This is a genomic window from Myxococcus sp. CA039A, from assembly GCF_013336645.1.
Classification (GTDB): Bacteria; Myxococcota; Myxococcia; order Myxococcales; family Myxococcaceae; genus Myxococcus; species Myxococcus llanfairpwllgwyngyllgogerychwyrndrobwllllantysiliogogogochensis.
This window is the reverse complement of sequence record NZ_JABUMQ010000063.1, coordinates 1-25,220: the sequence shown is the minus strand read 5'-3', so window position 1 is coordinate 25,220 and position 25,220 is coordinate 1. Positions and strand designations below refer to the sequence as shown.

20 protein-coding genes and 1 pseudogene are annotated in these 25,220 nt (G+C 68.1%); 10 read left to right on the top strand and 11 right to left on the bottom strand.

The annotated features are described in order from the left end of the window. Positions 1-90 precede the first annotated feature (90 nt). Positions 91-1,494: a PLP-dependent aminotransferase family protein gene (locus tag HR086_RS13290; RefSeq protein ID WP_174465802.1), complete on the top strand. Its 1,404-nt coding sequence runs from the start codon at positions 91-93 to the stop codon at positions 1,492-1,494. Here HR086_RS13290 and aspS read toward each other — a convergent pair whose 3' ends face one another. Next, complete coding sequence (gene aspS / locus HR086_RS13285) at positions 1,495-3,312, bottom strand: aspartate--tRNA ligase (protein ID WP_141643241.1); 1,818 nt, start codon at positions 3,310-3,312, stop codon at positions 1,495-1,497. A gap of 202 nt (positions 3,313-3,514) precedes the next feature. Between aspS and HR086_RS13280 the strand changes: the two genes are divergently transcribed. The 4 genes from HR086_RS13280 to HR086_RS13265 all read left to right on the top strand — a co-directional run bounded on the left by HR086_RS13280 (position 3,515) and on the right by HR086_RS13265 (position 7,131). Further along, complete coding sequence (locus HR086_RS13280; RefSeq protein ID WP_174465801.1) at positions 3,515-4,609, top strand: hypothetical protein; 1,095 nt, start codon at positions 3,515-3,517, stop codon at positions 4,607-4,609. 24 nt (positions 4,610-4,633) lie between these two features. After that, a complete protein-coding gene (locus HR086_RS13275) occupies positions 4,634-5,923 on the top strand; it encodes a hypothetical protein (protein WP_141643239.1) in 1,290 nt (429 codons plus the stop codon). After that, a complete protein-coding gene (locus tag HR086_RS13270) occupies positions 5,923-6,705 on the top strand; it encodes a hypothetical protein (RefSeq protein ID WP_174465800.1) in 783 nt (260 codons plus the stop codon). The genes HR086_RS13275 and HR086_RS13270 overlap by 1 nt, the downstream gene beginning before the upstream one ends. Positions 6,706-6,885: 180 nt before the next feature. Next, entirely contained in the window at positions 6,886-7,131 is a 246-nt protein-coding gene (locus HR086_RS13265; protein WP_141643237.1) for a YHS domain-containing protein, read from the top strand. 55 nt (positions 7,132-7,186) lie between these two features. Here HR086_RS13265 and recJ read toward each other — a convergent pair whose 3' ends face one another. Continuing rightward, positions 7,187-8,899, bottom strand: coding sequence for a single-stranded-DNA-specific exonuclease RecJ (gene recJ / locus HR086_RS13260; RefSeq protein ID WP_174455868.1), 1,713 nt, complete (start codon positions 8,897-8,899; stop codon positions 7,187-7,189). Between the two features lie 226 nt (positions 8,900-9,125). Between recJ and HR086_RS13255 the strand changes: the two genes are divergently transcribed. After that, positions 9,126-9,725 carry an outer membrane beta-barrel protein gene (locus HR086_RS13255; RefSeq protein ID WP_174465799.1) on the top strand — a complete coding sequence of 200 codons (600 nt, stop codon included), beginning with the start codon at positions 9,126-9,128 and terminating at the stop codon, positions 9,723-9,725. A 102-nt stretch (positions 9,726-9,827) separates the two neighbouring features. On the opposite strand, the gene secF is transcribed toward HR086_RS13255, so the two are convergent. The 6 genes from secF to HR086_RS13225 form a co-directional block, all read right to left on the bottom strand. Then, positions 9,828-10,997, bottom strand: a complete 1,170-nt coding sequence (secF, locus tag HR086_RS13250; RefSeq protein ID WP_141643234.1) for a protein translocase subunit SecF — start codon at positions 10,995-10,997, stop codon at positions 9,828-9,830. A 26-nt stretch (positions 10,998-11,023) separates the two neighbouring features. Further along, complete coding sequence (gene secD / locus HR086_RS13245) at positions 11,024-12,796, bottom strand: protein translocase subunit SecD (RefSeq protein ID WP_174465798.1); 1,773 nt, start codon at positions 12,794-12,796, stop codon at positions 11,024-11,026. After that, positions 12,797-13,153 (bottom strand): preprotein translocase subunit YajC, encoded by a 357-nt coding sequence (yajC, locus tag HR086_RS13240; protein ID WP_141643232.1) that lies wholly within the window; start codon positions 13,151-13,153, stop codon positions 12,797-12,799. Between the two features lie 142 nt (positions 13,154-13,295). Next, the gene (gene tgt / locus HR086_RS13235) at positions 13,296-14,504 is read right to left on the bottom strand and encodes a tRNA guanosine(34) transglycosylase Tgt (protein WP_141643231.1); all 1,209 of its coding nucleotides are present in this window, start codon (positions 14,502-14,504) and stop codon (positions 13,296-13,298) included. 5 nt (positions 14,505-14,509) lie between these two features. Next, positions 14,510-15,595 carry a tRNA preQ1(34) S-adenosylmethionine ribosyltransferase-isomerase QueA gene (gene queA, locus HR086_RS13230; RefSeq protein ID WP_174463424.1) on the bottom strand — a complete coding sequence of 362 codons (1,086 nt, stop codon included), beginning with the start codon at positions 15,593-15,595 and terminating at the stop codon, positions 14,510-14,512. A 60-nt stretch (positions 15,596-15,655) separates the two neighbouring features. Then, positions 15,656-16,768 (bottom strand): SpoIID/LytB domain-containing protein, encoded by a 1,113-nt coding sequence (locus HR086_RS13225; RefSeq protein ID WP_174463423.1) that lies wholly within the window; start codon positions 16,766-16,768, stop codon positions 15,656-15,658. A 72-nt stretch (positions 16,769-16,840) separates the two neighbouring features. Between HR086_RS13225 and HR086_RS13220 the strand changes: the two genes are divergently transcribed. The 3 genes from HR086_RS13220 to HR086_RS13210 all read left to right on the top strand — a co-directional run bounded on the left by HR086_RS13220 (position 16,841) and on the right by HR086_RS13210 (position 18,719). After that, positions 16,841-17,398, top strand: coding sequence for a hypothetical protein (locus tag HR086_RS13220; protein WP_373564292.1), 558 nt, complete (start codon positions 16,841-16,843; stop codon positions 17,396-17,398). Between the two features lie 130 nt (positions 17,399-17,528). Then, entirely contained in the window at positions 17,529-17,864 is a 336-nt protein-coding gene (locus HR086_RS13215) for a hypothetical protein (protein WP_174465797.1), read from the top strand. A gap of 141 nt (positions 17,865-18,005) precedes the next feature. After that, entirely contained in the window at positions 18,006-18,719 is a 714-nt protein-coding gene (locus HR086_RS13210; RefSeq protein WP_174455874.1) for a hypothetical protein, read from the top strand. Positions 18,720-18,766: 47 nt separating this feature from the next. On the opposite strand, the gene HR086_RS13205 is transcribed toward HR086_RS13210, so the two are convergent. The 3 genes from HR086_RS13205 to HR086_RS13195 all read right to left on the bottom strand — a co-directional run bounded on the left by HR086_RS13205 (position 18,767) and on the right by HR086_RS13195 (position 24,375). After that, a complete protein-coding gene (locus tag HR086_RS13205) occupies positions 18,767-19,993 on the bottom strand; it encodes a KamA family radical SAM protein (RefSeq protein WP_246137223.1) in 1,227 nt (408 codons plus the stop codon). Positions 19,994-20,013: 20 nt separating this feature from the next. Then, a complete protein-coding gene (locus HR086_RS13200) occupies positions 20,014-21,384 on the bottom strand; it encodes a KamA family radical SAM protein (RefSeq protein ID WP_141643228.1) in 1,371 nt (456 codons plus the stop codon). 99 nt (positions 21,385-21,483) lie between these two features. Then, the gene (locus HR086_RS13195) at positions 21,484-24,375 is read right to left on the bottom strand and encodes a serine/threonine-protein kinase (protein WP_174465796.1); all 2,892 of its coding nucleotides are present in this window, start codon (positions 24,373-24,375) and stop codon (positions 21,484-21,486) included. 616 nt (positions 24,376-24,991) lie between these two features. Between HR086_RS13195 and HR086_RS13190 the strand changes: the two are divergent. Continuing rightward, a pseudogene (locus HR086_RS13190) lies at positions 24,992-25,220 on the top strand (quinone oxidoreductase); the annotation flags it as partial.

Genomic DNA, 25,220 nt, shown 5'->3' with positions numbered 1-25,220 from the left:
TCCTTCGAGTGTACCGATACAATCCAGCTCAAGAATCGACACAATCGATGCATTGCGCGGAGGCGCCCGTCAACTGTATGCATTGTCACCATGACAATCTGGACGCCCAACCTCCGGGGCCGAGAGGGGCCGCTGTATCGAATCCTCGCGGATGCGCTCGGAGCGGACATCGAGGAAGGGCGCCTCGCCGCCGGAACCCGCCTGCCCACGCACCGTGAGCTGGCGGAGAAGGTGGGTGTCACGGTGGGCACGGTGACGCGTGCCTACGCGGAGGCCGAGCGTCGGGGCCTCATCGGCGGCGAAGTCGGTCGAGGCACCTTCGTGCGCCACCGGGATGCCCCTCGACAGCTCCCGCCCCCTGCCCAGGACTCGGGCGACGACTCGCTCGTGGACCTGGGCCTCAACTGGCCAGCCACACCCCCCGGAGACCCGGCCGGCTCCGCGCTGAAGAAGTCGCTGGACGCCCTGCAACGCTCGCCTCGCCTCGCGGAGCTGCTCGACTACCAACCCCCCGCGGGAAACCCGGCGCACCGCGAGGCCGGCGCCGAGTGGATGTCCCGCTTCGGCCTGGAAGTCGAACCCTCGCGAGTCATGGTGTGCTCCGGCGGGCAGCACGCGATGGAAGTGGCCCTCAGCACCCTCACGCGCCCCGGTGACACGGTGCTCTGCGAGGCCCTCACCTACCCTGGCCTCAAGGTGCTCGCGAACCGGCTCCACCTGCGACTGCACGGCGTGGCCATGGATGAACACGGCCTGCTCCCCGACGCGCTGGAGACCGCGTGCCGCACCGGCGCGAAGGTCCTCTTCTGCCTGCCCAATCTCCAGAACCCCACCGGCGCCGTCATGCCCGAGGAGCGCCGTCGCCGCATCGCCACGGTGGCCCGACGACACGGCCTCACGGTGGTGGAAGACGACGCCTACGGCCTGCTGCTCGACAAGCGTCCCCCACCGCTCTGCACGCTCCTGCCGGAGTCCGGCTGGTTCATCGCCGGCGTCTCCAAGCTGCTCGCCCCGGGGCTGCGCATCGGCTACCTCGCGGCGCCAGCGGGACCGACCACCGAGCGACTGGCGGAGGAAGCAGCCCTCGCCGCGCGGATGACTCCCGCGCTCACGGCCGACATCACCGCGCGCTGGGTGCGTGATGGCACCGCCGACGAGCTGGTGGTGCGCCGACGCCGCGAAGCGCACGAGCGACTGGAGCTGGCGAAGGACGTGCTCGGGGACTTGATGCCACGTCCAGGCAAGGCCACCACGTACCACCTGTGGCTGAAGCTTCCCTCGACCTGGCGCGCGGAGGCGTTCACCTCTCAGGCCCGGCGGCGCGGCGTGCTCGTCATGCCCGCCGAGCTGTTCACCGTGGGCCCGGCCACCGCTCCAGCGGCGGTGCGCGTGTGCCTGGGAACCCCACGCACCCGCGCCTCGCTGGAGAAGGGCCTGCATCGACTGCGAGAGACACTGGAGGGGGGGCCGGAGCCCCTCGCCTCCATCGTCTGACTACTTCTGCGGGGGCGGCACCGGACGGACATGCAGCTCGCGCAGCTGCTTGTCGTCCACGTCGCCAGGGGCGCCCGTCATCAGGTCCGTGCCCGTCTTCGTCTTGGGGAACGGAATCACGTCGCGCAGGGACTCGGCGCCCGTCAGCAGGAAGGCGAGCCGGTCCATGCCCAGGGCGATGCCACCGTGCGGAGGCGCGCCGAACTTGAGCGCGTCCAGCAGGAAGCCGAACTTCGTCTGCGCCTCCTCCTCGCCGATGCCCAGCGCCTTGAAGACCTCCGCCTGGACCTTCGGGTCATGCAGACGGATGGAGCCGCCACCAATCTCGAAGCCGTTGAGCACCACGTCGTAGCGGTGGCACTTCACCCGGCCCGGGTCGCTGAGCAGGAACGGCACGTCCTCGTCGTGCGGACGCGTGAAGGCGTGGTGCGCCGCCACCCAGGTGTTGGAGTCCTCGTCGTGCTCGAACAGCGGCGGGTTCACCACCCACAGGAACTTCCACTGGCCGCCGCTGCCGTACTCCGGAATCAGCCCGAGCTTCTTGGCGACGTGCACGCGCAGGTTCGCCATCACCGTGTGGACCAGCGACTCCTTGCCGAACTGGAACAGGATGAGGTCGCCCGTCTTCGCGCCCACCGCCTGGTTGATGGCCGCGCGCAGCGCCGGGGTAATCGTCTTGGACAGCGGGGACTGCGTCCACTCGCCGCCCTCGGCCACCTTCGCGCGGGCCAGGCCCTTCGCACCGGCCTGCTTGGCGAACTCCTCCAGTTTGTCGCTCTCCGCGCGGCTCATCGCCTTCTCCGCGGGGACGACCATCGCCTTGACGATGCCCTTGTTCTGCACCGCCTCGAACATCATCGGCACGCCGCCCGCGTCACCGTGCTCGCGAATCAGGTCCGTGAGCACCGTGTGCTCCAACCCGAAGCGCAGGTCCGGCTTGTCGTTGCCGTACTTCGCCATGGACTCGTAGAAGTCCATCCGCGCGAAGGGCGTGGGCACGTCGATGCCGAGCACCTCGCCCCACAGCTTCTTGATGAGCCCCTCGATGATGGTGAAGATGTCGTCCTGGCTGACGAAGCTCATCTCCACGTCGATCTGCGTGAACTCAGGCTGCCGGTCCACGCGCAGGTCCTCGTCACGGAAGCACTTCACGATCTGGAAGTACCGGTCGAAGCCCGCGACCATGAAGAGCTGCTTGTAGAGCTGAGGGCTCTCCGCCAGCGCGTAGAACTTGCCCGCGTTCATCCGGCTGGGGACCAGGAAGTTGCGCGCGCCACCGGGCGTGTACTTGCCCATGAACGGCGTCTCCAGATCCAGGAAGCCGTGGTCCACCATGTACGCGCGCGTCAGCGAGTGCATCTTCGAGCGCGTCATCAACGACTTCTGGAGCGGCGCCCGGCGCAGGTCCAGATAGCGATGCGCCAGCCGCTTCTCCTCCGAGGTGTCAATCGAGTCCTCGATGGGGAACGGGGTTGGCTCGGAGCGATTGAAGATGGTGAGATCGGTCGCCTTGATTTCGATCTCCCCGGTCTTCATCTTCGGGTTCACGTTCTTGCCACGCGACACGACCTTGCCGCGCACGCCGATGCAGAACTCCAACCGAAGGCTGCCCGCCAACCCATGCGCTTCGGCGTGGTCCGGCTCGAACACCACCTGCGTCAACCCGTCCCTGTCCCGCAAGTCGATGAAGACCGCGCCGCCGTGGTCTCGACGATTGTGCACCCAGCCGAAGAGGACGACCTCCTCGCCAACATTGGTCGCGGTGAGCTGACCGCACGTGTGGGTACGCTTGACCTCGGAGATGAACGGGACCGCCATGGAGACCGCCTGCGTGGTTCGTAGAAGGAAAAGGCGCGGCACCATAGGGACCGTGGAAACGGTGCGTCAAGGAGTCCGCGCCGTGCTGACTGCTCTCAAACGGTCGACTCGTGGAGGGCTTCCTGACGTCCGCCCCACCCGAGTGCAACTTCCCGCCGCCTTCCGTGTTGGCCTTCTCATGAAGGGGGAGCCCAGCACGCGCATGCCCAGGCCCTCGGGCCCTCTTCGCCACGCCTGCGTCCTGCTCGGACTGCTCGCCCCCCTGCTCACCGCCCGCGCGGAGTCCGGTGACACCACCGTCAGCGTGGAGACCACCGTCGGCAAGGACTTCCGCGCCTGGAGCCTCCTGGGCGACGTGGAGCTGCGCGACGGGGCCACGTTCCTCACGCTCGGCTACACGGGCGCCCGCCCCGAAGCGGGCACCGCCCTCACCCACCAGCTCAGCCTGGGCGCCGACCAGGTGCTGGGCGAGCACTGGCTCCTGTCCGCCATCGTCAGCACGGGCCTGCCCAAGTCCACCCGCGTCGAGCTCATCCCCGAGCGACCCGCGCGCCGCCTTCCCGCCGTCGACGCCAGCACCGGCTACGCCAGCCAGGGCGCGCTCCTGTCGGTGTCCTACGACTCGGCGGGCCTCTCCGACGTGGAGTCGGGCGCCGACGCGAGCCTCGCCCTCACCCGCCACCCGCTGAGCCGGGCGCTGCTCGTCACCCACGTCCAGGGCAACACCACGCGCTACACCCGCGAGGACACCCTGTGGGCCGCGCGGCCGGGGCTGGGCCTCCGGCTTCTCCTGGGAACGCGCTGGGAGCTGGGCGCGCGCGGCAGCCTCTCCCTCTACAGCGAGAACCCGCTCTCCGCCGGCCAGTTCACCGAGGAGGAACAGGCGGCGATGGCGCGCCGCGTGGAGAACGCCGTCGAGGCGCGCCGGGCCCTGCGCCGCTACCAGGCCCGCGTCAACAGGGACCTGGGCACCGTCCTCGCCCGACGCATGGCGGACGTCAACGCCACCGCGGGCATCCCCACCGCGCCCGCGCGCTTCGACGTCAGGCCCTCCGTCACCTGGAAGCCCGGACGGGACGTGCGGGGGCAGCTCTCCTACGCCTTCACCCGCTACGTCTCGGGCGAGGGGTGGTCCCACCTGCTGGCCACCCGGTGGACGGTGCGACTGGGGACGCCACTGAGGGTGTGGGCCAGCGTGGCGCTCCAGCAGGACCACCTGGAGGCGGCGGCGGACCCGGAAACCCCCTCCCCGGTCCATTCCGGCCTGGTGACGCTCGGGGGGGAATACACGTTCTGAGCGGACCGGAGTAAAACGGCCCCCATGCTCCGAACAGTCATCGCCACCACCGCCGTGCTGGGCCTGGCCGCCGGCTGTGCGCCCGACACGAGCGCCCCGGTCAAGATTCGCGCCCTGGTGCTCTCCAGCAATGGGCAGTACGTCCCCGAGGAGGTCGAACTCAAGACGGTCGCCGACGTCGTCGGTCTCAGCGGCAGCGTCGCCGACCTGCACGGCGGCGCGCGCATCGTCTACGACTCCAACGACCAGGACCTCGCCACCGCCACCACGCCCGAGGCCTTCGCCAACGCCCTGCTCAAGGGCGAAGGCCGCGACGTCACCGCCAGCTACATCTCCCAGGATGACGTCCTCTGGCCGGCGGACTTCCACACCTGGAACATGGTGACGACGTATTACAACCTCGAGCGCGCCTTCGATTACTTCCACGACGTCACCAACATCCCGACGGCCGACTTCAAGAAGCCCGTCAAGACGTACTACTTCCCAGACTTCACCATCACCGACGTCAGCCGCGACTCGCTGAAGGACAACGCCCTGTATTTCTCGGCGATGGAGTCCTTCCTCGTGCTGCCCTTCGATGAGCTCCAGCGCGCGCCCCTGGCCATCAACGCCGGCGTCATCACCCACGAGTACTCGCACCGCATCTTCAACCTGAAGGTGTACGCCGGGCAGGCCTTCCCCGCGGCCCTCACCGCGTGGGCCAGCACCGGGGGCCCCAGCCCGGGCGCCAACATCCTCAAGGCGTTCGACGAGGGGCTCGCGGACCTGCACGCATACGGCGCCACCTGCCGCTCCAAGAACGGCTGCGACACCCGCTTCCTCTCCTCGTCCTTCGAGGGCCCCGAGTACGGCTCCATCCCAGCCGACCGGGACCTGGCGAAGACGGACCGCTGCATGGACGCGTCCCTGCGCGACAGCATCCGGAACAACAGCCTGAGCGAGTTCAGCGGCAAGGAGTACCGGGTGGGCACGCTGCTCGCCAGCGCGCTGTACCAGGCCGGCGAGGCCACCGGGCAGCGCGACATCCTGCTGCGCTCCATCGTCACCGGCTACAGCGACACCTCGACGGCGACGCCCGGCCTGCTCCAGCTCACCCAGCAGTACACCTCCGACCAGACGAACTTCACGCTGGCCGTGGCGTCGAGCGCCATCATCAGCCACATCACGGACCTGCGGCTGAAGGAAGCCGTCTGCAACGAGCTGATGGACCACCTGCAGATTCCCCGCGATCTGCTCGTGGGCACCACGAATCCCAACCTCTGCCCGGCCAGCGCCGCTGGCGGTACCACCTGCCCCCGACTGAGCGCCGACTGATGAGGACCGCCACCGTGAAGAACTGGCTCACCCGCTACCTCGTCGGCGGCCTGCTCGTAGCGCCCCCCGCCTTCGCACAGGATGACGACGACCCGTACGCCTATCCCGAGGACGAGCCGGGCCCCAGCCAGGAGCAGATTGAAGAGGAGGAGGCCGCCGAGCGCCGCCGTCGCAACGTGGACCAGGCCGACGAGTTCCGGAACGCGTCAGAGCAGGAGGGCGAGGAAGGCGACTTCAAGGAGCTCGCCGGCCTGGACGACCCCAACCTGGGCGTGGGCGTGGAGCTCCTCGCCGGCGCGCTCCTCCTGGAGAGCCCCCGGGGCCGCTTCGCCGACACCGTGCTGGGCCTGGGCGTGCGCACCACGTGGGAGTTCGGCCGCACGTTCGACCTCGAGCCCTTTCGCGAGAACCTCTGGGCGGACCTGCGCTGGACGTACGGCAACAGCAGCGACGGCACCGACTTCATTCGCGGCAGCACCAGCCAGCACTACTTCACCATCGCCCCGGCCTACGAGTTCAAGTTCGGCAAGTCCGACTTCGGCTTCTTCGGCCAGGTGGGTGGCGGCGTCGCCTACCAGACGACCTCCATCACCGTGGACGCCAACGAGACGAAGGTGAATGGCCTCAAGCCCCTCCTCCAGTACGGCGTGGGCCTCCGGGGCCGTCCCCGACTGTCCAGCAGCAGCAACTTCCGGCTGTCCTTCCGCCTGGAGGCCATGGGCTACCGCCGGGGCTACATGAACGACTTCTTCCTGGGTGGCAGCGTCGGCGCCACCTTCTGAAGAACACTTCCCGACCGCTCCTTCCCCGCAAGGAGCGTGAACGGGTGGAAGTTTTTCCGCTTCCGGCCCTTCGTGCGGCCCTCCGCTCCTCGGCATTCCGGGGAGTTGGGGGTTGGCATATGCCCTGCTTGTAGCCACCGTCGGGAATGGGCGTGGGGCCCCAGGGCGGGGAGGCGAGGCATGAAGGGCGTGCAGGGGCAGGGACAGGGCCAAGGCCAGGGCAAGCATTGGGACCCGGTGTGCGGCAAGCAGTTGGAGACACCGGATGGCCAGCCATCCTCGGAGTACAAGAAGCGCCGTTACTTCTTCTGCTCGGAACGGTGCCGCCATGCCTTCGAGCGACAAGCCGAGCGCTTCCGCCTCAACGAGCTGGCCCGCGTCGGCGCGCTGATGACGCCGGGCCGGGTGCGCTGGGGACTGGCGTAGGACTTCCGGGGCCCGCGGGTGAAACACCGCGGGCCCTCACTCACTGACGAACAGATTACGCGGCGACGCGCACGTCCTTGAGGCGCAGCGACAGCTTTCGCTGACCTCGGAAGGTGTCGAAGCCCGCCTGGAAGGCCAGGTCCACCGGCCCATCCACCATCCTCACGCGGTCCGCCATGCCGAAGCCGATGGCGTCCAGCTCCGGTGCGTCCGCCAGCGCCAGCTTGAGGTGACCGCTGCCACCCGCCGCCTTGGCCGGCAGCACGCGCGAGCGGGCCACCTGATGGCGCAGCACCAGCACCGGCTCGGGATTGCCCTGGCCGAAGGGACCGAGGCGCTGGAGGGCCTCCACGGCCGTCGCATCCAGCTCCCGGGCGCTCACCACCGCGTCCACGCGGCAGCGGGGAATGAGGTCCTCGGGGGTGAGGCGCTGCCAGGCGATCTTCTCGAACGCCTCGCGCAGCGCGGGCAGCTTGTCCGCGTCGATGGTGAGGCCGGCGGCGTGCTTGTGGCCGCCGAACTTCGTGAGCAGCTCCGAGCACCCGCTGAGCGCGTCGTAGAGGTGGAAGGCCTCGATGCTGCGCGCCGAGCCCTTCCCCACCCCGTCCTTCACGCCCACCATGACGGTGGGCCGGTGGTAGCGCTCCACCACGCGCGAGGCGACGATGCCGATGACGCCCGGGTGCCAGCCCTCGTCGAAGAGCACGAAGCCGCGCGCGTCCTTGCGCTCCTCGGCCTGGGCCAGCGCCTGCGTGAGGATGCCACTCTCGATTCCCTGCCGCTCCGCGTTGGCCCGGTCCAGAACCGAGGCCAGTGAGCGCGCCGACTCCAAGGACTCCGAACAGAGCAGCTGGAGGCCCAGGGACGCGTCATGCAGCCGGCCCGCGGCGTTGATGCGAGGCCCCAGGCGGAAGCCCACCTGGCCCGCGGTGATGGTCGTGTCCGGGTCCATGCCCGCGGCTTCCTTCAGCGCACGCACCCCCGGACGGCGGGCGGCCGTGAGCTCCTGGAGGCCGTGCGTCACCAGGATGCGGTTGGCGCCGGTGAGGGGCACCACATCCGCGACGGTGGCCATCGCCACCAGGTCCATCATGGCGCGGAGGTTGGGCTCCTTGCGGGTGGCGAAGTAGCCATCGTCGCGAAGCCGCTTGCGCAGGCCCATGCAGAGGTTGAAGGCCACGCCCGCGGCGCACAGGGCCTTGGTCGGGTACTCGCAGCCGGGCTGATGCGGGTTGAGCACCGCGACGGCGGGAGGCAGCGTGGGAGGAACCGTGTGGTGGTCCACCACGATGACGTCCAGCCCCAGCTCCTTCGCGCGGGTGATCTCCGCCACGGAGGTGATGCCGCAATCCAGTGTCACCAGCACCCGCGTGCCATCCGCGGCGATGCGCTCCACCGCGGACATGTTGAGGCCGTAGCCCTCGTCCAGCCGGTGGGGGATGTACGTGGCCGGCGGCACGCCCAGTTCCTTCAGGAACAGGAACATCAGCGACGTGGAGCACACCCCATCCACGTCATAGTCGCCGTACAGCGTCACCTTCTCGCGCCGGTGCAGTGCACGCACCAGCCGCTCCACGCCCGCCACCATGCCCTTCATCCGGAAGGGGTCTGGCAGGTCCGCCAGACGGTCCGACAGGAACGCGGAGGCCGACTCGGGCGTCCGGTAACCGCGGTGCAGCAGCACCCTCGCCGCGAGCGGATGGAGCGACAGCTCCCCAGCGAGCGACCCCACCTCCTCCTCGACCACGTCTGGAAGCAACCACCGCACTCGCAGCTCCCCTCCTCGGCCACCGGGACTCCTCCGTGGCCGGGACGAAATCTTGACAGTCCGACAGTACCTCAGACGTCTGACGAGGAAAGTCCAACCTTGGGCACGACATTTCCCTTCCTGCTCAGGCGTTCAGGCGTGCGCTTGCCCTGTCGTCTGCCGGTGGGGAGCGCGTCGGCCACCCGGTGCACAGCTTGATTGCACACCACCTGACAGGGAGGACCGCATGGCTGCAAAGGGTATCCAGGTCGGCGCGCTGGCGCTCGCGCTGCTCGCCGCGGGCTCGGCTTCCGCGCAAGAACGCAAGCCGGGCAAGCGAGGCGACGTCAACGTGTTCCTCAAGGGCGGCCTGGGCGATTACACGGGCAACCTGGGAGATCTCACGAACACCGGTCCGGCATGGGGCCTCACACTCAACGTGCAGCCCACCACGTTCATCGGGTTCGAGCTCGGCTACGAGGGTTCGCAGAACGGCATCGACGACATCCGACTCCTGGATGACGGCCCCTCCATCGTCCGGCAGGGCGGCAGCGCGCTGGTGAAGGTCTCCCCGCCCTTCCTCACGGCGGTGCGGCCCTTCGTGGGCGCGGGCTTCGGCCTCTCGTATGTGGACGTGCGCGGCATCGGCGGCGGCCTCTACGACTCCGACACCATGGAAGAAGTGCCGCTGGCCGCGGGCGTGGAGTTCAACAGCGGAGCGCTGACAGCGGGCGTCCGCGCCACCTGGCGCGTGCTGCTCGACAACGGCTTCGCGAATGACGCGCTGGACGAGGACACCGACGGCGGCCTGCTCGACGCCTCGGTGACGCTGGGCGCGCGCTTCTGACACGCGCACCCGCCTGAAAAACAACAAGGGCCCTGCCTCCACGTGGGAGACCAGGGCCCTCGTCGCGTTCGGCTCCCGCGAGCGGGAGTCAGGCGGGGTACGTCACGCCGCCTTCGGCTCCTGCTTCATGCCGTCGCCGTGACGGCCTTCCTTCGCCGCCGCGCGCTCGTCCAGCCAGATGGTGAGCGGGCTGGCGATGTACACGGAGGAGTAGGTGCCGACGAGGATGCCTACGAGCATCGCCATGGCGAAGTCGAAGATTTCGCCCACGCCGAAGATGAGCAGACCGATGAGCGACAGCGCCGTCGTGCCGGACGTGAGGATGGTGCGGCCGAGCGTGTCGTTGATGGCGATGTTGATGACCTCCGCCAGCGGCTTGCCCTTGTACTTGGCCATGTCCTCGCGGATGCGGTCGTAGATGACGATGGTGTCGTTCACCGAGTAGCCGACGATGGTCAGCAGCGCGGCGATGGCCGTGAGGTTGAACTCGCGGCGGCTCACCAGGTAGTAGCCCGCCACCATGATGACGTCGTGGAGCATGGCGAGCAGCGCGCCCGGGCCGAACTTGAAGTCGAACCGGAACGCCACGTAGATGAGGATGGCCACCATCGAGTACAGCAGCGCCATGACGCCGCGGTTGCGCAGCTGCTTGCCCACCTGAGGGCCCACGTAGTCCACGCGGCGCTGCTCGAAGTCCGGCTTCTCCAGGCCCGCCTTGAGCGCGGAGTTCACCTTGTCCGCCATGCCGCTGGCGACGACCTGGTAGTCGACGCCGGTGCCGCCCTGGGACTCGCCCAGGACACGGACCTCCTGCACGCCGGTGCCAGACCCCTCCACCGCGCTCTTGATGAGCTCCGCAGTCAGCGGGGTGGCCGAGCGGAAGTTGATGATGCCGTTGGCGAGGTCCGAGTAGACGTTGCGGACGGTGCCCAGGGCCTCGATGGCCGTCTTGGCCTTCGCGGCGTTCTCTTCGTTCAGCTGGGTGACGCCGCCCATGCGAAGCAGGAAGGCGTTCTCCGAGGCGCCGCCGATGTTCTGCACGCTCACGTCGTGCAGGCCGCCCTTCTGGGCGCGCTCACGCACTTCCGCCGCGCTGATGGAGTGGTCGAACTTCAGCTCCACCACCGTGCCGCCGGCGAAGTCCACGCCGTAGTTGAACCCCACCGTGGCGATGCCCACCAGGATGGCGAGGTTGACGAGGGTGGAGATGAAGATGGCCGGCTTGCGCTTGCCGATGAAGTCGATGTTCGTCTTGTTCTTGAGGATCTGCATGGCAGTTTACCGGGCTCCCGCCGGTCTCAGACCGACACCGACTGCGCGTTACGGCCGTGGACGAAGTAGGTCATGATGACGCGAGTCACCACGATGGACGTGAACAGCGAGGCCAACAGCCCCACGATGAGCGTGGTGGCGAAGCCCCGAATCGGTCCGGTGCCCGTGAAGAACAGGATGAAGCCGGCGATGAGCGCCGTCACGTGCGCATCGAAGATGGTCCAGAAGGCGCGGTCATAGCCCTGGTCCACGGCCGCCTTGGCCGTCTTGCCGTGACTCAACTCCTCGCGGATGCGCTCGTTGATGAGCACGTTGGCATCCACCGCGACGCCCAACGTCAGCACGAATCCGGCGATGCCCGGCAAGGTCAGGGTCGCGTTGAAGAACGCCAGGCCCGCCAGGATGAGCAGACCATTCAAGAGCAGCGCGACGTCCGCGATGAGCCCCGCCTTGCGGTAGTACAGCCCCATGAAGAGGAGCACGAGCCCCAGGCCGACCAGCACCGCGAGGCCGCCCTTCTTGATGAGCTCGTCACCCAGGCTCGCGCCCACCTGACGAATCTCACCCACCGTCACCGGCGCGGGCAGCGCGCCCGCCTTGAGCACCAGCGCCAGCGTCTGCGCCTCGCCCAGCCACTCGTCGTGGGAGCGAGCCCCCATGCGACCCATGGTGATGCGGGCACGGCCTCCGCCGATCTTCTCGTTGATGTTCGGCGCCGTGTGGACGTTGTCGTCCAGCACGATGGCCATGCGACGGCCCACGCCCGCCTCGGTCAGCTTCTCGAACTCGCGCGCGCCCGCCGGGTCGAAGGCGATGTTCACCTCCGGCTCGTTCATCTGGTTCACCGACGCGTCCGCGCCCGCTAGGCTCTCGCCCGTCAGCGGCACGACCTTGTCCAGCAGGTACGTCCGGTAGGACGAGCACTCGTTCTTTCTCAGCGGGTTCGCGATGCACTCGGTGACGACCTGGCGGTTCTCCGGAACCTTGCCCTCGGTGTACTTCAGGAGCGCGTCACGCGAGGCGCTCTGCAGCTGCGGGAAGCCACCCTCTTCCGACACGGTGATGTCGCTGCCGGCCGGAGGCGGGTTGGACTGGAACAGCTGCGCGAAGAACTGCGGGTTGGTGTCGTCCACCATCCGGAACTCGAGCTGCGCGGTGGTGCCGACCAGTTCCTTGGCCTGCTCCGGGTTGCTGCGGCCGGGCAGCGAAATCTGGATGGAGTCGGTGCCGAGCTTGCGCACGTCGACTTCGGCGACGCCCCACTTGTCGATGCGGCGGCGGATGACGAGCATCGCCTGGTCGACCGCTTCCTCACGGAAGCGATTCACCTGGGATTCGTCGGGCGACAGCACCAGCGTCGCGCCATCGCGGTTGACCCGCTTGAAGTCCCCGAAGGTCGCCAGGACGTCCTTCTCGATGGCGTCCATGGTCGCCGGGTCCTTCGCGGTCAAGGTGAGCTGGAGCTTCTCTGGATCCGTCTCCGCCGTGACCTCGCCGAGCTTCTTGTCGGCGACGTACGTGGCGATCTGCTGGCCCCGGCGCTCGGTCCGCTTCTGGAGCGCCGTCTTGGTGTCCACGCGCATGACCATGTGGATGCCGCCCTGAAGGTCCAGGCCCAGATTGAGCCGGTACTTCGCGGGAGGCGCCCAGGCGGGAAGCCGCGCTTGCAGCGCCGCCAGGTCATTGCGCTGGGCACGGTCCATGACCACCAGCGAGTAGTACGACGGAATCAGGAACCAGATGGTCCCCAGCGTCACCGCGACAATCAGTCCAAACTTCCACCACCAGCCGCGGTCCATTTACTTCTCCTCCTTCTTCTTCTCTTCGGCGGGCGCCGCCTGCGCGGGCCCCTCAGCCACCGTGCCCTTGGCACTGATGGACGTCTTCAGGATGCGGATGCGCACGCCACTGGCGACTTCCACCGTCACGGTCCGCTCTTCGACGAGGTGGATCTTCCCGAGCATGCCGCCCGAGGTGACCACTTCATCGCCCTTCTTGAGCGAAGTGAGCAGCGTGCGGTGCTCCTTCATCTGCTTTTGCTGAGGGCGGATCATGACGAAGTACATGATCGCCACCAGTCCCACGAGCAGAGCCAGGGTGTTCAGCGGGTTGGTCCCGCCCCCGGCCTGCGCCAGCATCAAAAAGCTCTCAGCCACAGACTGCCTCGTCGGTTGAGGAAGGCTTGGGATGGGGGACCCCCCACACTACCCGAAGGACCCATCCTGAAAGGGGGCCCTCTTAGCAAGGGGTCCCCATGTGAGCAAGTGAACGCGGGAACTCGGGATTCCATCCGGTCGCTCAGCGACCACGGGTCCGTTCGGCCTCCTGGGCCCGAGCCCTCTCCCGGAACTCCCGCGCGAAAGCGGCATATCGGTCCTCGGCGATGGCCTTGCGCACATCCGCCATCAGCCCGAGGAAGTAGTGGAGGTTGTGCAGGGTGTTGAGGCGCATCGCGAGGATTTCGCCCGCGGCGAAGAGGTGCCGCAGGTACGCCCTGCTGAAGTTGCGGCAGGTGTAGCAGGAGCACGCCGGGTCGACCGGCCTGGGGTCCCTGGCGAATGCCGCATTGCGGATGGTGAGCTTGCCCTCCGAGGTGAAGAGCAGGCCGTTGCGCGCACAACGGGTCGGCAGCACGCAATCGAACATGTCCACCCCGTGCTCCACGCAGGTGACCAGGTCCACGGGGGTGCCCACACCCATGAGGTAACGCGGCTTGTCGCGAGGCAGGAGCGGCGCCGCGTAGGCCACGCCCGCATGCATCGCCTCGGGGGCCTCGCCCACGGAGTACCCCCCCAGCGCGTACCCTGGCAGGTCCACGGCGCACACCTCCTCCGCGTGGCGCTTGCGCAGGTCCTCGTGGAGGCCGCCCTGGACGATGCCGAAGAGGGACGAGCGGCCTTCCCGGTTCCACGCCTTCACGCAGCGGTGCAGCCACCGCGTGGTGCGTGCGAGGGAATTTTCCAGGTACGGGCGGTCCTCGGTGGAGGGAGGGCACTCGTCGAAGGCCATGATGACGTCGGCGCCGAGCGTCTCCTGGATTTCGATGGAGCGCTCGGGGGTGAGGAAGTGACGCGCGCCGTCGAGGTGGGATTGGAAGGCGGCGCCCTCCTCGGTGATTTTGCGCTTCTCCGACAGGCTGAAGACCTGGAAGCCGCCGCTGTCGGTGAGCATGGGCCGGTTCCAGGAGACGAACTGGTGCAGGCCACCCATCTCCCGCATCAGCGCTTCGCCGGGGCGCAGCATGAGGTGGTAGGTGTTGCCGAGGATGATTTGCGCGTCGAGCGCGAGCAGGTCATCCGGCCCCACGCCCTTGACGCTGCCCACGGTGCCCACGGGCATGAAGATGGGCGTCTCGATGGGGCCGTGCGGGGTGTTCAGCCGCCCGCGGCGGGCCTTCGTTCCAGAGGCGTCCTCGTGGAGCAAATCGAAGCGCACCAGGCCCGGTGCCACCCGCGTGTCGCCCTTCTCGCGCGCCGTCTCCCGTACTCCCGCGTCCTGCTCACTCATGGCACTCACTCCGACACCAGCATGGCGTCGCCGTAGCTGAAGAATCGATAACCCTCACGCACCGCCTCCGCGTATGCGGCCAGCGTGCGCTCGCGCCCCAGAAGCGCGCTGACGAGCACCACCAGCGTGGAGCGCGGCAGATGGAAGTTCGTGAGGAGCGCGTCCACCTGGCGGAAGGTGAAGCCCGGGCGGATGAAGAGCGTCGTCTCGCCCGGCCCTTCGCGCAGCAGGCCCGTGGTCGGGTCCGTCGCGGACTCCAGCGTGCGCACCACGGTGGTGCCCACGGCGACGACACGCCGGCCCTCCGCTCGCGCCGCGTTCACCTCGCGCGCGGTGGCCTCGGGGACGGTGAAGCGCTCCGGGTGCATGTGGTGCTTGTCGAGTTCCTCTTCGCGCACCGGCAAGAAGGTCCCCGGCCCCACGTCCAGTGTCACCAGCGCGCGGCGCACGCCCTTGGCCGCCAGCGCGTCCAGGGTGTCCTGCGTGAAGTGCAGGCCGGCGGTGGGCGCGGCCACGGCGCCGGAGGCGCGCGCGTACACCGTCTGGTAGCGCTCGGCGTCCGCGGCATCGGGCTCGCGGGTGATGTAGGGCGGCAGCGGCAGGCGACCGGCGGCGTCGAGCAACGACGCCAGCGAGGCCCCCGGGGGCGCGTGGAAGCGCACGCGGTACTCCCCTCCTCCGAGCACCTCCAGCACCTCGGCCTCCAGGCCGCCGGCGAACGTGAGGCGCTGGGGTGGCTTGAGGCCCTTGGAGGCCTGGCCCAGACAGAGCCAGTCGAGCGACTCGGGAGCGCCATCGAGCGCGGCTGACGTCAGCGTGGAGGCGGCGGGCCGCACCACGAGCAGCTCCACGCGTCCGCCGGTGCCTGCCTTCTGGCCCAGCAGGCGCGCGGGGATGACGCGGGCGTCGTTGAGGACGAGCAGGTCACCGGGGCGCAGGAGCTCCAGCACGTCGGAGAACTGGCGGTGGCTCACGTCGCCGGTGGAGCGGCGGACGAGCATCAATCGCGAGGCGTCGCGCTGGGCGAGCGGCGCCTGGGCGATCTGGGACTCGGGGAGTTCGAAGTCGTAGTCTGAGAGGCGGGACGACACGGGGTTGGCGCTTGTAGCAGCCCCCGCGCCGCCGCGGAAAGCGCGCCGACGAAGGGGACGTCAGTAGAGCTGTTGGAGCTCGGCCCCGGGGTAGTAGTGGGTGAGGATTTCCAGGTACCCCCTGCCCTTGTCGGCGAGCGCCTTGGCGCCCCACTGGCAGAGCCCGGCCCCGTGGCCATAGCCGCGACCGGAGAACACATAGCCGTGGTCGGTTCGCTCCACCTCGAAGTCGAGACTCTTGAGGCGCGTGTAGCCGAGCCTGCGGCGGAGCTCCACGCCGTCCACCGTGCTGCCATCGCCCATGGTGATGCGGGTGACACGGCGGGTGGGCGTGCGCGCGGACACCTTCATGCCCTGGGCGGGGCGCTTGAGGGCGGCCTTGATTTCGGTGTCCGACATGGAGGCGGACCAGCGGCTCGCGGGCAGGCGTCCGCACGGACAGTCGACGGGCTGGAGGTAGGGCAAGTCGCGGTGGAGGGCGTCCTGTCCGGACTCGGTGCGACCGCCACAGGAGGCGTGGAAGTAGGCCTCGATAGGGGCGAGCTCGTAGGTGAGCACCTGCCCTCGGGTGGCGTCGACGGCGGCGCGGGTGCGGGGGTCCTCGCGGTTGACGCCGCCATACACCTGATGGAGCACGCTGCTGCCAAGATGAAATGCGTTGCTATAGCTCTCCAGTTTCTTCTGGAGGGCATAGGTGCGCGCGGCGATGGCCTGGGCCTTGAGGGCCTCGGGTGGGAAGGAGACCGGCATCTCGCTGCCAAGCACCGCGGCGAGGTAGTCCTCGAGGGAGATGACATTGATGAGCTGGAGCCCCTCGCGGAATGGCCGCACGACGACATCACCACGCACCTGGGCACTGCCGGCCTTGAGCGGCTGTTCACCCGGAGCGCTCCCCGCATCGTCGGAGGGGCTCAGACCCGCGCGGAAGCGCACGGAGTCTCCGATGACGGGTGCTCCGTTGACCTCGAGCCGGCCTGCCTTCCGACGAATGGTGGCGACATCGGAGGGGATGGGCACGAAGGTGGCTTCCTCGCTGTCCACGCCGAAGCCAAGTCCGCGCCCGCTGATGCGCACCTCCACTCCCGTGTCCTCGATGGCGATGCGCAGGGTCTCCACCGCGAGTGAACGCAGGGGAGCGAGCAGGAGCAGGAGCAGTGCAACAGGTCGCAACATGGCCTGGGAGTGTAGGAGCGTGGCCACGTGCCTCAAGAAAACGGCCAGAGGATGGGAGAGGATGGCGCGGCCGTGACACCTTCCGAGCCGCCCATTTCCCGTCTGCCCCCCTCCTCCTTCGTCCAGGCCCTCAGGGGGCTGGAGCCCCGTCCCGCCGCCCTGCTGAGCCGCCGGCTCGTCTCGGGGGCCTCCCTGGAGGACTGCGCGAGCTTCTACGGGGTGTCGGAGCAGGCCCTTTCGGTGCGCTTGCTGCAAGCCGCGGTGTTGCTGGCGATGAGGACGGGCACGGCAGCGAGGGATCCGACGGAGAGCGAGGAGGAAGCGGCCTGGGCGCGGATGCTCGCGGCGGCGTTGGAGCGGGAGGATGCACCGGTGCCCGTGGGACTGGTGCCGGTGGTAGAGGTCTGCCGTCGGGTGCGAGCCGTGAGTGCCGAGGTGGCCGCGGGCCTCGAAGCCGCGACGAGGGAAGACCAGGCCTCGCCAGTTCGGCAGCGCGAGGACTGGATGCGGAGGCTGGCTGTCGCGGCCCTCCTGGCCCTGACTGCATACCTGTACCTGTCGCGTCCGGAAGAGCCGCCCCGCCGCCCGCGCCCCCCGCCCCAACAACAGTTGGCGCCTGACGCCGGGTGACGGGCGCAGCCGCGTCCAGCAAGTGTCGCGCGTCACCCACAACAGTGAGTCCACTGTGTCCCGACGAACGTCCGACACTCGCGGATGCCCTTGCTGGACGAAGTGCTGTCCGCGCGAATATGGGAGGCCCATGCGAGTCCCCTTCGTCGGCCTCCCGCTGCTCGTGGTCACCTGCCTCCTCGTGGGTTGCTCGAAGAACGTGGACACACGCGTCGCCGGTGATGACGACGCTGCCATCGATGGTGCATCCGCGAGGCTCGAAGAACTGAGGGCACGCGCGGCCCAGGATGACCTGTCGTGCCAGGACCGCTGTGAGGTGGCCAACCAGACCTGCGGCGTGGCCGAGGAGCAGTGCTCCCTGGTGGACCGGAACCCGGACCGGGATGATCTCCCTCCTCGCTGCGCACAGGGCCGCGAGCAGTGCTCCAGCGCGAGGGACAGCTGCGCGAGTTGCCAGAACGGCTGACCGGGCCGACGACGGGCTCGCGGGGGAATCACCGGATTCAGCGACAGTCCTCGCCGGGGGAAGTGGACGGAACGCGACCGATGCGCACCGACGGCGGACCGTGCTTAGATACGCGCGTTTCCACCGTCGAGGAGCCGCGTCATGTCCCGTCCCATTTCCATGCTCATGGCAGCCCTGTTGGTCCTTCCGGGCATCGCCGGAGCGGACGAAGGGGGCGAGCTGACCCCCGAGAAGGTGGCTCACATCCGCCGAGACGAAGCGGCGGCGATGAAGAAGGTCGACGACGAGTTCGGCAATCGCAAGTCCTCGGAGATGAGCAACGAGGAGCGCGGACAAGCCATCCAGAAGCAGTCCGCGGCCACCTCGTCGGTGTTGGAGAAGCACGGCGTCACCGCGAAGGAGTACGACCGCTTCACCGCGAAGATGGGCCCCGAGGGCAACGAGCGGGCGAAGGCCGAGGGGCAGCGTCTGGAAGAGCAGGCCAAGTCGGCGAAGCAGGCCGCGGCGAAGCCCGCCGAGGAGAAGGAAGTCACCATTCAGCAAGGCTTCAGCAACGACAACCCCGTCGAGCTGGAGTCCACCGAGGGCGACAATCCCGTCGTCGAGATTGGCATTCCCGTCGAGGACGAAGAGGGAGCCGAAGGTGGCGCGGGGGCCGAGGGTGGCGAGGGCGCGAACGCGGAGGGCGCGGTGGCAGCCCAGGCCGCTGCCGCGAATGAGGATCAGGTGCCCGTGGAGATCATGGGCGGTGGGGACGACAAGCCTTCGAAGAAGGCCGCGCGCCGCGCCAGCTCACAGTCGCCCAAGGTGAAGAAGAAGGCGGCGAAGAAGAGAAGGAGCTCGAACGACGACTGACGAAGTCGTCCGCTCCCGGAAGCACGCTTGCCGGGAGCCGCTGACGCTCAGCCCTTCCGCAGGTAGCCGTACTCCTGGGCACGAGCACGCCACGTCTCGTCATACGGGCACGAGCAGTCGGTCTCTTCCGGCTCCGGGTAGGCGTAGCGCTCGCCCTTGTAGTTGCGGAACACGGTCTCTCGTTCGCCCCGCTCGACGACGTAATCCGGCTGGAGCGTCACCTTGCCGCCGCCGCCGGGCAAATCCACCGCGAGGTGCGGCACGGCGAGTCCGGTGGTGTGGCCACGAAGCTGCTGGATGATCTCCAGTCCCTTGGCGATGGGCGTGCGCAGGTGCTCACAGCCTTCGGCCACGTCCATCTGGTGCAGGTAGTACGGCCGCACGCGGCTGCGCAGCAGCAGGTGGGACAGCTCCTTGATGATGCGAGCGTCCGAGTTGAGCTGCCGCATCAGCACGGCCTGGTTCTCCACGGGCACGCCGTGGTCCACCAGTCGCTCGCACGCCTCGCGCGCCTCGGGAGTCACTTCCTTCGGGTGATTGAAGTGCGTGACGACGAAGACGGGCGCATGGCGTCGCAGCGTGCTCGCCAGCGCATCGGTGACGCGCATGGGCAGAACCACTGGCACACGCGTGCCAATGCGAATCATCTCCACGTGGGGAATCTCGCTCAACGGCGCGAGCAGCTCTTCCAGGCGCTGCTCGCTGAGCAGGAATGGATCCCCGCCGGAGATGAGGACGTCACGCACCTCGGGGTGGCGCCGGATGTAGTCGATGCCACGGCGCATCTGGTCCTTGGACAGCTCCGCCACGCCGCCCTGGGTGATGCGCCGTCGCGTGCAGTGCCGGCAGTAGACCGAGCACGTATCCAGCGCCAGGAACAGCACCCGGTCGGGATACTTGTGGACGATGCACTCCTCCGGCCGCGTCTTGTCCTCACCGAGCGGATCCTCCAGTTCGCCGGGGCGTACGCGAGCCTCGGCCCGCACGGGAATGGACTGCATGCGGACCGGGCAGAACGGATGCTCCGGGTCGATGAGCGACAGGTAGTACGGGCTGATGCCAATGCGAAACAGCGAGGACGTCTCCTGGACGCCCGCGCGTTCATCGGCGGTCAACGGGATGAAGCGCTCGAGTTGCTCCAGCCCGCGCACCGCATGGCGCTGATGCCAGCGCCAGTCACCCCACTCCGCATCCGTGGCCTGGGGAAACAGGCGACGGCGCCCCGCGTCACTGAGCGAGGAGCGCTCGGTGAGGGAGTCCGCCGCCCCATTCATCGCAACCGCGGAGGTGTCCATCACGCCGCCCGGGTCTGCTCCCGCCACCACGCCTGGCCCTCTTCGGGCAGGGAGTCGATGGGGTCGAAGTACTCGTACTTCCGGTCGAGCGCCTCGGGGTCATTCGCCTCGATGCCCGTCCGGTAGTTCTTGGTCCAGAAGGAGATGCCGCGCGTGCGGTCATACTCGGCGATTTGATGGACCCAGCGTTTGCCCACGAAGGGCACGTCACAGACGATGCGCGGCGTCGCGAAGCCGGGCATGTAGCCCATGATGTCGTGCTGGAGCCGCTGCGCCTGATCCACGGAGAGCCGCCAGTGCTCGCTGTTGGGGATCATGTCGCACATGTAGAAGTAGTACGGCAGGATCTTCGCGTGGTCGAGCAGCGTGAAGCACAGCTCGAGCAGCGATTGCGCGCTGTCGTTGACGCCTCGCAGCAGCACGCCCTGGTTGCGAACATCACGGAAGCCCATGTCCAGCAGCTTGCGCACGGCCTTGCCCACCAGCGGCGTGAGCTGCGCGGCGTTGTTGACGTGCGTGTGCATCGCCAGGTCCACGCCCCGCTCCACGGCCTTTTTCGCCAGCCGGTCCAATCCCTGGAGGACCGAGTCCTGGAGGAAGTGCTGGGGAATGGCCATCAGCCCCTTGCTGGCCAGCCGGATGTCTCGAATGTTCGGAATGTCCATCAGCGAGCTGACGAACGGCTCCAGCTGCTGGATGGGCAGGTTCGCGATGTCGCCGCCGGAGACCACCACGTCGCGCACGGTGGGCGTGCGGCGCAGGTACTCGAGCATCTGCTCGTAGCGGTCCTTCGGTCCGATGGAGAACTTGTGCTTGCTGACCTGGGGGACGTCGTTGCCCACCAGGTCCATGCGCGTACAGTGCCCGCAGTACTGGGGACACGTTGGCAGCATCTCCGCGAGCACCTTCGTCGGATAGCGGTGCGTCAGACCTTCGACGACCCACATGTCCTGCTCGTGAAGGCTGTCACGGCTGGCCTTCGGGTGATTGGGCCAGTCCGTGAGGCGGTCCGCGAAGGCGGGCAGCATGTAGCGCCGCACCGGATCCTTCCACAGGTCCTGGTAGTCCATCGTGTTGAGCATCTGCGGCGGGACGAGGATGGACATCGTCGCGCGCTCGCGCTGATCCCGCTCGAGGCTCTCCGCCAGGTCGTCCGGAAGGAGCGCACCCAGGGTGGCCCTGAGCTCCTTCAGGTTCTTGACGGTGTGCTTGCGCTGCCAGACGGAGCTTTCCCACTCCGCTTGGGTGACGTCCTTGTAGCCGGGGATGCGCCGCCAGTCGGGTTCCACGAACTCACGGCGGAGCGGATAAGAAAACGGCTGTTGCGCGGGACCGGCCTCGGCCTTGCCCCGGATGGGCGTCGATTGCATGGCGCATCACCTCAGCATGTAGCGTCGCGGGCCGGGCGTCATACCGCGCCCAGCACCACTTCATTCAACAAATCGTCGACGACGCCCGATGCCCGCTCCCTACTCAATGGCGAAGTTGACCAGCTTTTCGATCTTGTTCTCGGAGATCGAGACAACGACGGGCTTGGTCGTCTTGCCATTGAGCTTGAAGGAGATCTTCCTCTTGCCCACTGGGAGCACGAGGGGGCTTCCGAGCGTCACCGGCGTCTGACGGCCGGTCTTCTTGCCGTCGACGAGGATTTCGGCGCCCGCGGGCTTCGTGCTGCAAGCCAGCATTCCCGTGGCCTTCGGCTTCGGCGGGGTCGGAGGCGCGGGAGGAGGCTTCACCGTCTCGACGCGCTTCTCCTCCTTGGTGAGGTCGAAGGAAATGGTCAGCTCACCGCCATCACCCTCGGCCAGGAACTCTCCGGAGTAGGTCTTGTAGCCCGCCAGCTTCGCGGTGAACTGGTAGGTCTTCCCCACTTCCAGGTTGGCGAGCCGCGCGGCCGGGGTGCGTCCGACCTTCTTTCCATTCACGGCGATTTCCGCGCCGCTCTCACCCTCGAAGACAGCAGCGAGCTTCTTGGGCGCAGGCGGCGGAGGCTCCACGGGCTTGTTCTCCACGACAGGGTTCGCGGGAGGAGGCTTCTGCGTGGGAGGCGGAGTGGGCGTCTCCGTGCCTGGGGCGGGAGCGGTGTCGGGAGGCTGAGCGTCGACGACGGCGGTCGGAGGATCCGGGTTCTGGGGGGGCGTTGGAGTCCCCGTCTGCCCCGGGTCCACGATGGTGCCCGAAGGCCGCTCCTGGCCTCCCGGGTTGGCCACGGGCTCCGAGGGCCTCGCGGGTGGCTCCTCCGGCGGAGCCTGCGCCACGACCTCCGGGACCAGGTTGAAGGACACGGCCAGGGGTGGGCCTTCGACCACCGTCACGAACTTCTTCTCGGGCTTGTGCCCGGGAGCACTGGCCACGACCTCGTAGTCGCCGGCCGGAAGGGCCAGCATCATGTTGGGCTCGACCCTCTGCCCATTCACTTCGACGACGGCGCCGGCTTGCGGCACGGTGAAGGTGACCTGCTCCCCAGAAGGGCCGCCGAACAACACGACCAACAGGAGCAGCACCACCACGGCGATGCCGGCCGCGGAGCCAAAGAGCACCGGCTTGGGAAGGTTCGCCAGCGACTGCAGGGGCGAACCCTTCGCGGCGGGCCTGGACTTGGTCTTGGTCTTGGGCTTCGCGACAGGAACGGGCTTGGCCGTGGCCTTGGCGCCCTTCTTCGGCGCGGGCGCGGGCGTCTGCGTCCCGGTGACTTCCTCGCGCTCCTGGGTGTCGTCGGGATAACCCCCGCCGTCCTCGGAGCCGTAGCCGTCGTGTGTGTCGTAGCCCCCATCATCCTGGGGTGCGTCGTAGCCCCCGGCATCCTGGTGCTGGGGTGACGAGCCACGCTGCGGAACGCGATTGCTCCGCCCGTTCGCCGAGACGGTGATGTTGCCGGTGGTCTCTTCGGGCGGCTCCGCCGAGGCCTTCGAGCGCGTGGGTGGCGCGGTCGGCGCGGGGCCGATCATCGTCGCACCCGCGTAGGCCTCACCGTCCTCGCTGGCGATGACGACCTGGGACTTGGGTCCGCTCTTGCCCTTGCGCATCGAGGGCTCCGGCTCCCGCGACGGGTAGGCCGAGGCGGTGCTACTGCCCTGGAGGGTCGGAATCTCCGAACGCCCCGTGATGCTGTCGTCCACCAGCACGCTGCTCTCGGCGACGCGCGTCTCCGGGGACATGAAGGTCTGGGTCGAGTCGACGATCTGCGTCTTGTCGGCGCCACCGCCGTCCATCTCCTCCAGCTCTTCGGCCGTGGGGGGCGGAATGTAATTCGGGGCGGGATGAGCCGGTGCCGTGGGCGCGCGACCTGCGGGAGAACCCGTCACCACCACCGCGGGCGGCGGGCGCCTCGTGCTCTGGCGCGGCGGCGAGGGGGGAACGGTGACGCCCGAGGTTTCGATCTGATCCGGGCGCTCGATTCCCGCGTAGCGCTCCATCTTCTCCGCCTCGCGGAGCATGTCCTCCGCGAAGGCCTCCTTCATGTAGGAGGAGAGGTGCTTCGACGAGTAGATGGCATCCCCGGCGAGGAGGAAGCGCATCAGGTCCTCGGCGAGATCCGAACCCCACTGGTAGCGGTCCTCGGTCTCACGCGCGAGCGCCTTGAGGACGACCTTCTCGAGTCCCGGCGGGATGTTCGGATTGAACTCGCGAGGAAGCGGAACGTCCGCGTTGCGCACCTTCTCCAGCGTGGAGAAGTCCGACTCACCGACGAAGAGCTTCTCACCGGTGAGCATCTCGTACAGCAGCACGCCGACGGCGAAGATGTCGCTGCGCCGGTCGATGGGCATGCCCCGGACCTGCTCCGGGCTCATGTAGCCGAACTTGCCCTTGAGGATGCCGGCCTGCGTCTTCTGCGAGCGGTTGGCCGCCTTGGCGATGCCGAAGTCGATGACCTTGACCTCGCCCTCATAGGAGATGAGGACGTTCTGAGGCGACACGTCACGGTGGATGATGTGCAGGTCCTGCCCGCGTGCGTCCTTCTTCCGGTGAGCGTAGTCCAGGCCGTCACAGAGCTTGGAGGCGATGAACACCGCCTGCGCGGTGGGCATGATCTCCTTACGCCGCCGGTATCGCTCCAGCATGGTCCGCACGTCGCGGCCCGCGACGTACTCCATGGCGATGAAGTACGTGTCGTCGTGCTTCCCGAGCTCGTGGATGTGCACGACGTTGGCGTGGTTCAGCTGAACGCTGATCCGCGCCTCATCGATGAACATCGTGATGAATTCCTCGTCCTCCGCCATCGTGGGGAGGATCTTCTTGATGGCGAGGATGCGCTCGAAGCCCTCGACGCCGAAGGCCTTCGCGATGAACACCTCGGCCATTCCGCCGACGTTGATGCGCTCGAGGAGCAGGTACTTCCCAAAAAGGGTCGGCTTCTTCATCTCGTGGAGCGGTCCGGGGCCGGGGAGCACCGCGGCAGGCGGAGCGCAGACCGGGCGGAGGACTGGACTCTAGTCGCAGCCTTCATAGCGAGTCAAACACGCATACACCCCTGAAACCTCAAGGAATTCGGGAGCTTGAACGCTTCTGAGCCCCATGGAAGCAGGAGCGGGAAGGAGGCGGCGCGTCACATGCCGGACGACCCATGCCCCAAGCCGCGAGGTGAAGCCCTACATCGCCCCCTGTCGTTCACGGTGTTCAGCGACAACCGGAGCGCCTGCGGCGTCGCTGGAGCAGACCACCATCCCGCGAGGCCACCTGGGATCCGTGGGTAGAACCCAGCGACGCAGTCCGGCGCAGGTGGAACAGGAGAGTTCGTACCGGCCCGTGCGGAGCCAACATGTGGGCAAGCGGTTTGAAGCCACGCGCCGGATTTGAGACCGCGCCAGTGAGAGTCGAGCCTGCGCACGCGTGCGGCAGGCATCATCGAGCCAGCCACTGGCGCCCTCCCAGGCACCAGGCGTTGCGTACGGAAGCGCCGCCAAGCCCCAACGCCAGTGGATATAGCCGCGTACCGCAATCCCAGCCGCCCCCAGCTCCGGTAGAGCTGGAGTGGAGGTGGTGCTGGACTCCGTGGGTGCCAGCACATGGGCAAGCAGCCTGGAGTCGCTGGCGGCCTTCGGGCACCTGGTGGCGTACGGGAGCGCGAGCGGGCCCCCTGCGGCGGTGGAGGTGGAGACGCTGTACGCGAAGTCGCTGAAAGTCAGCGTGTACTGGCTGCGCACTCCACACCCGGCCGCGCTGCAGCGGCGGGCACGCGAGGCGCTGGGAAGCGCACTGGCGGGGG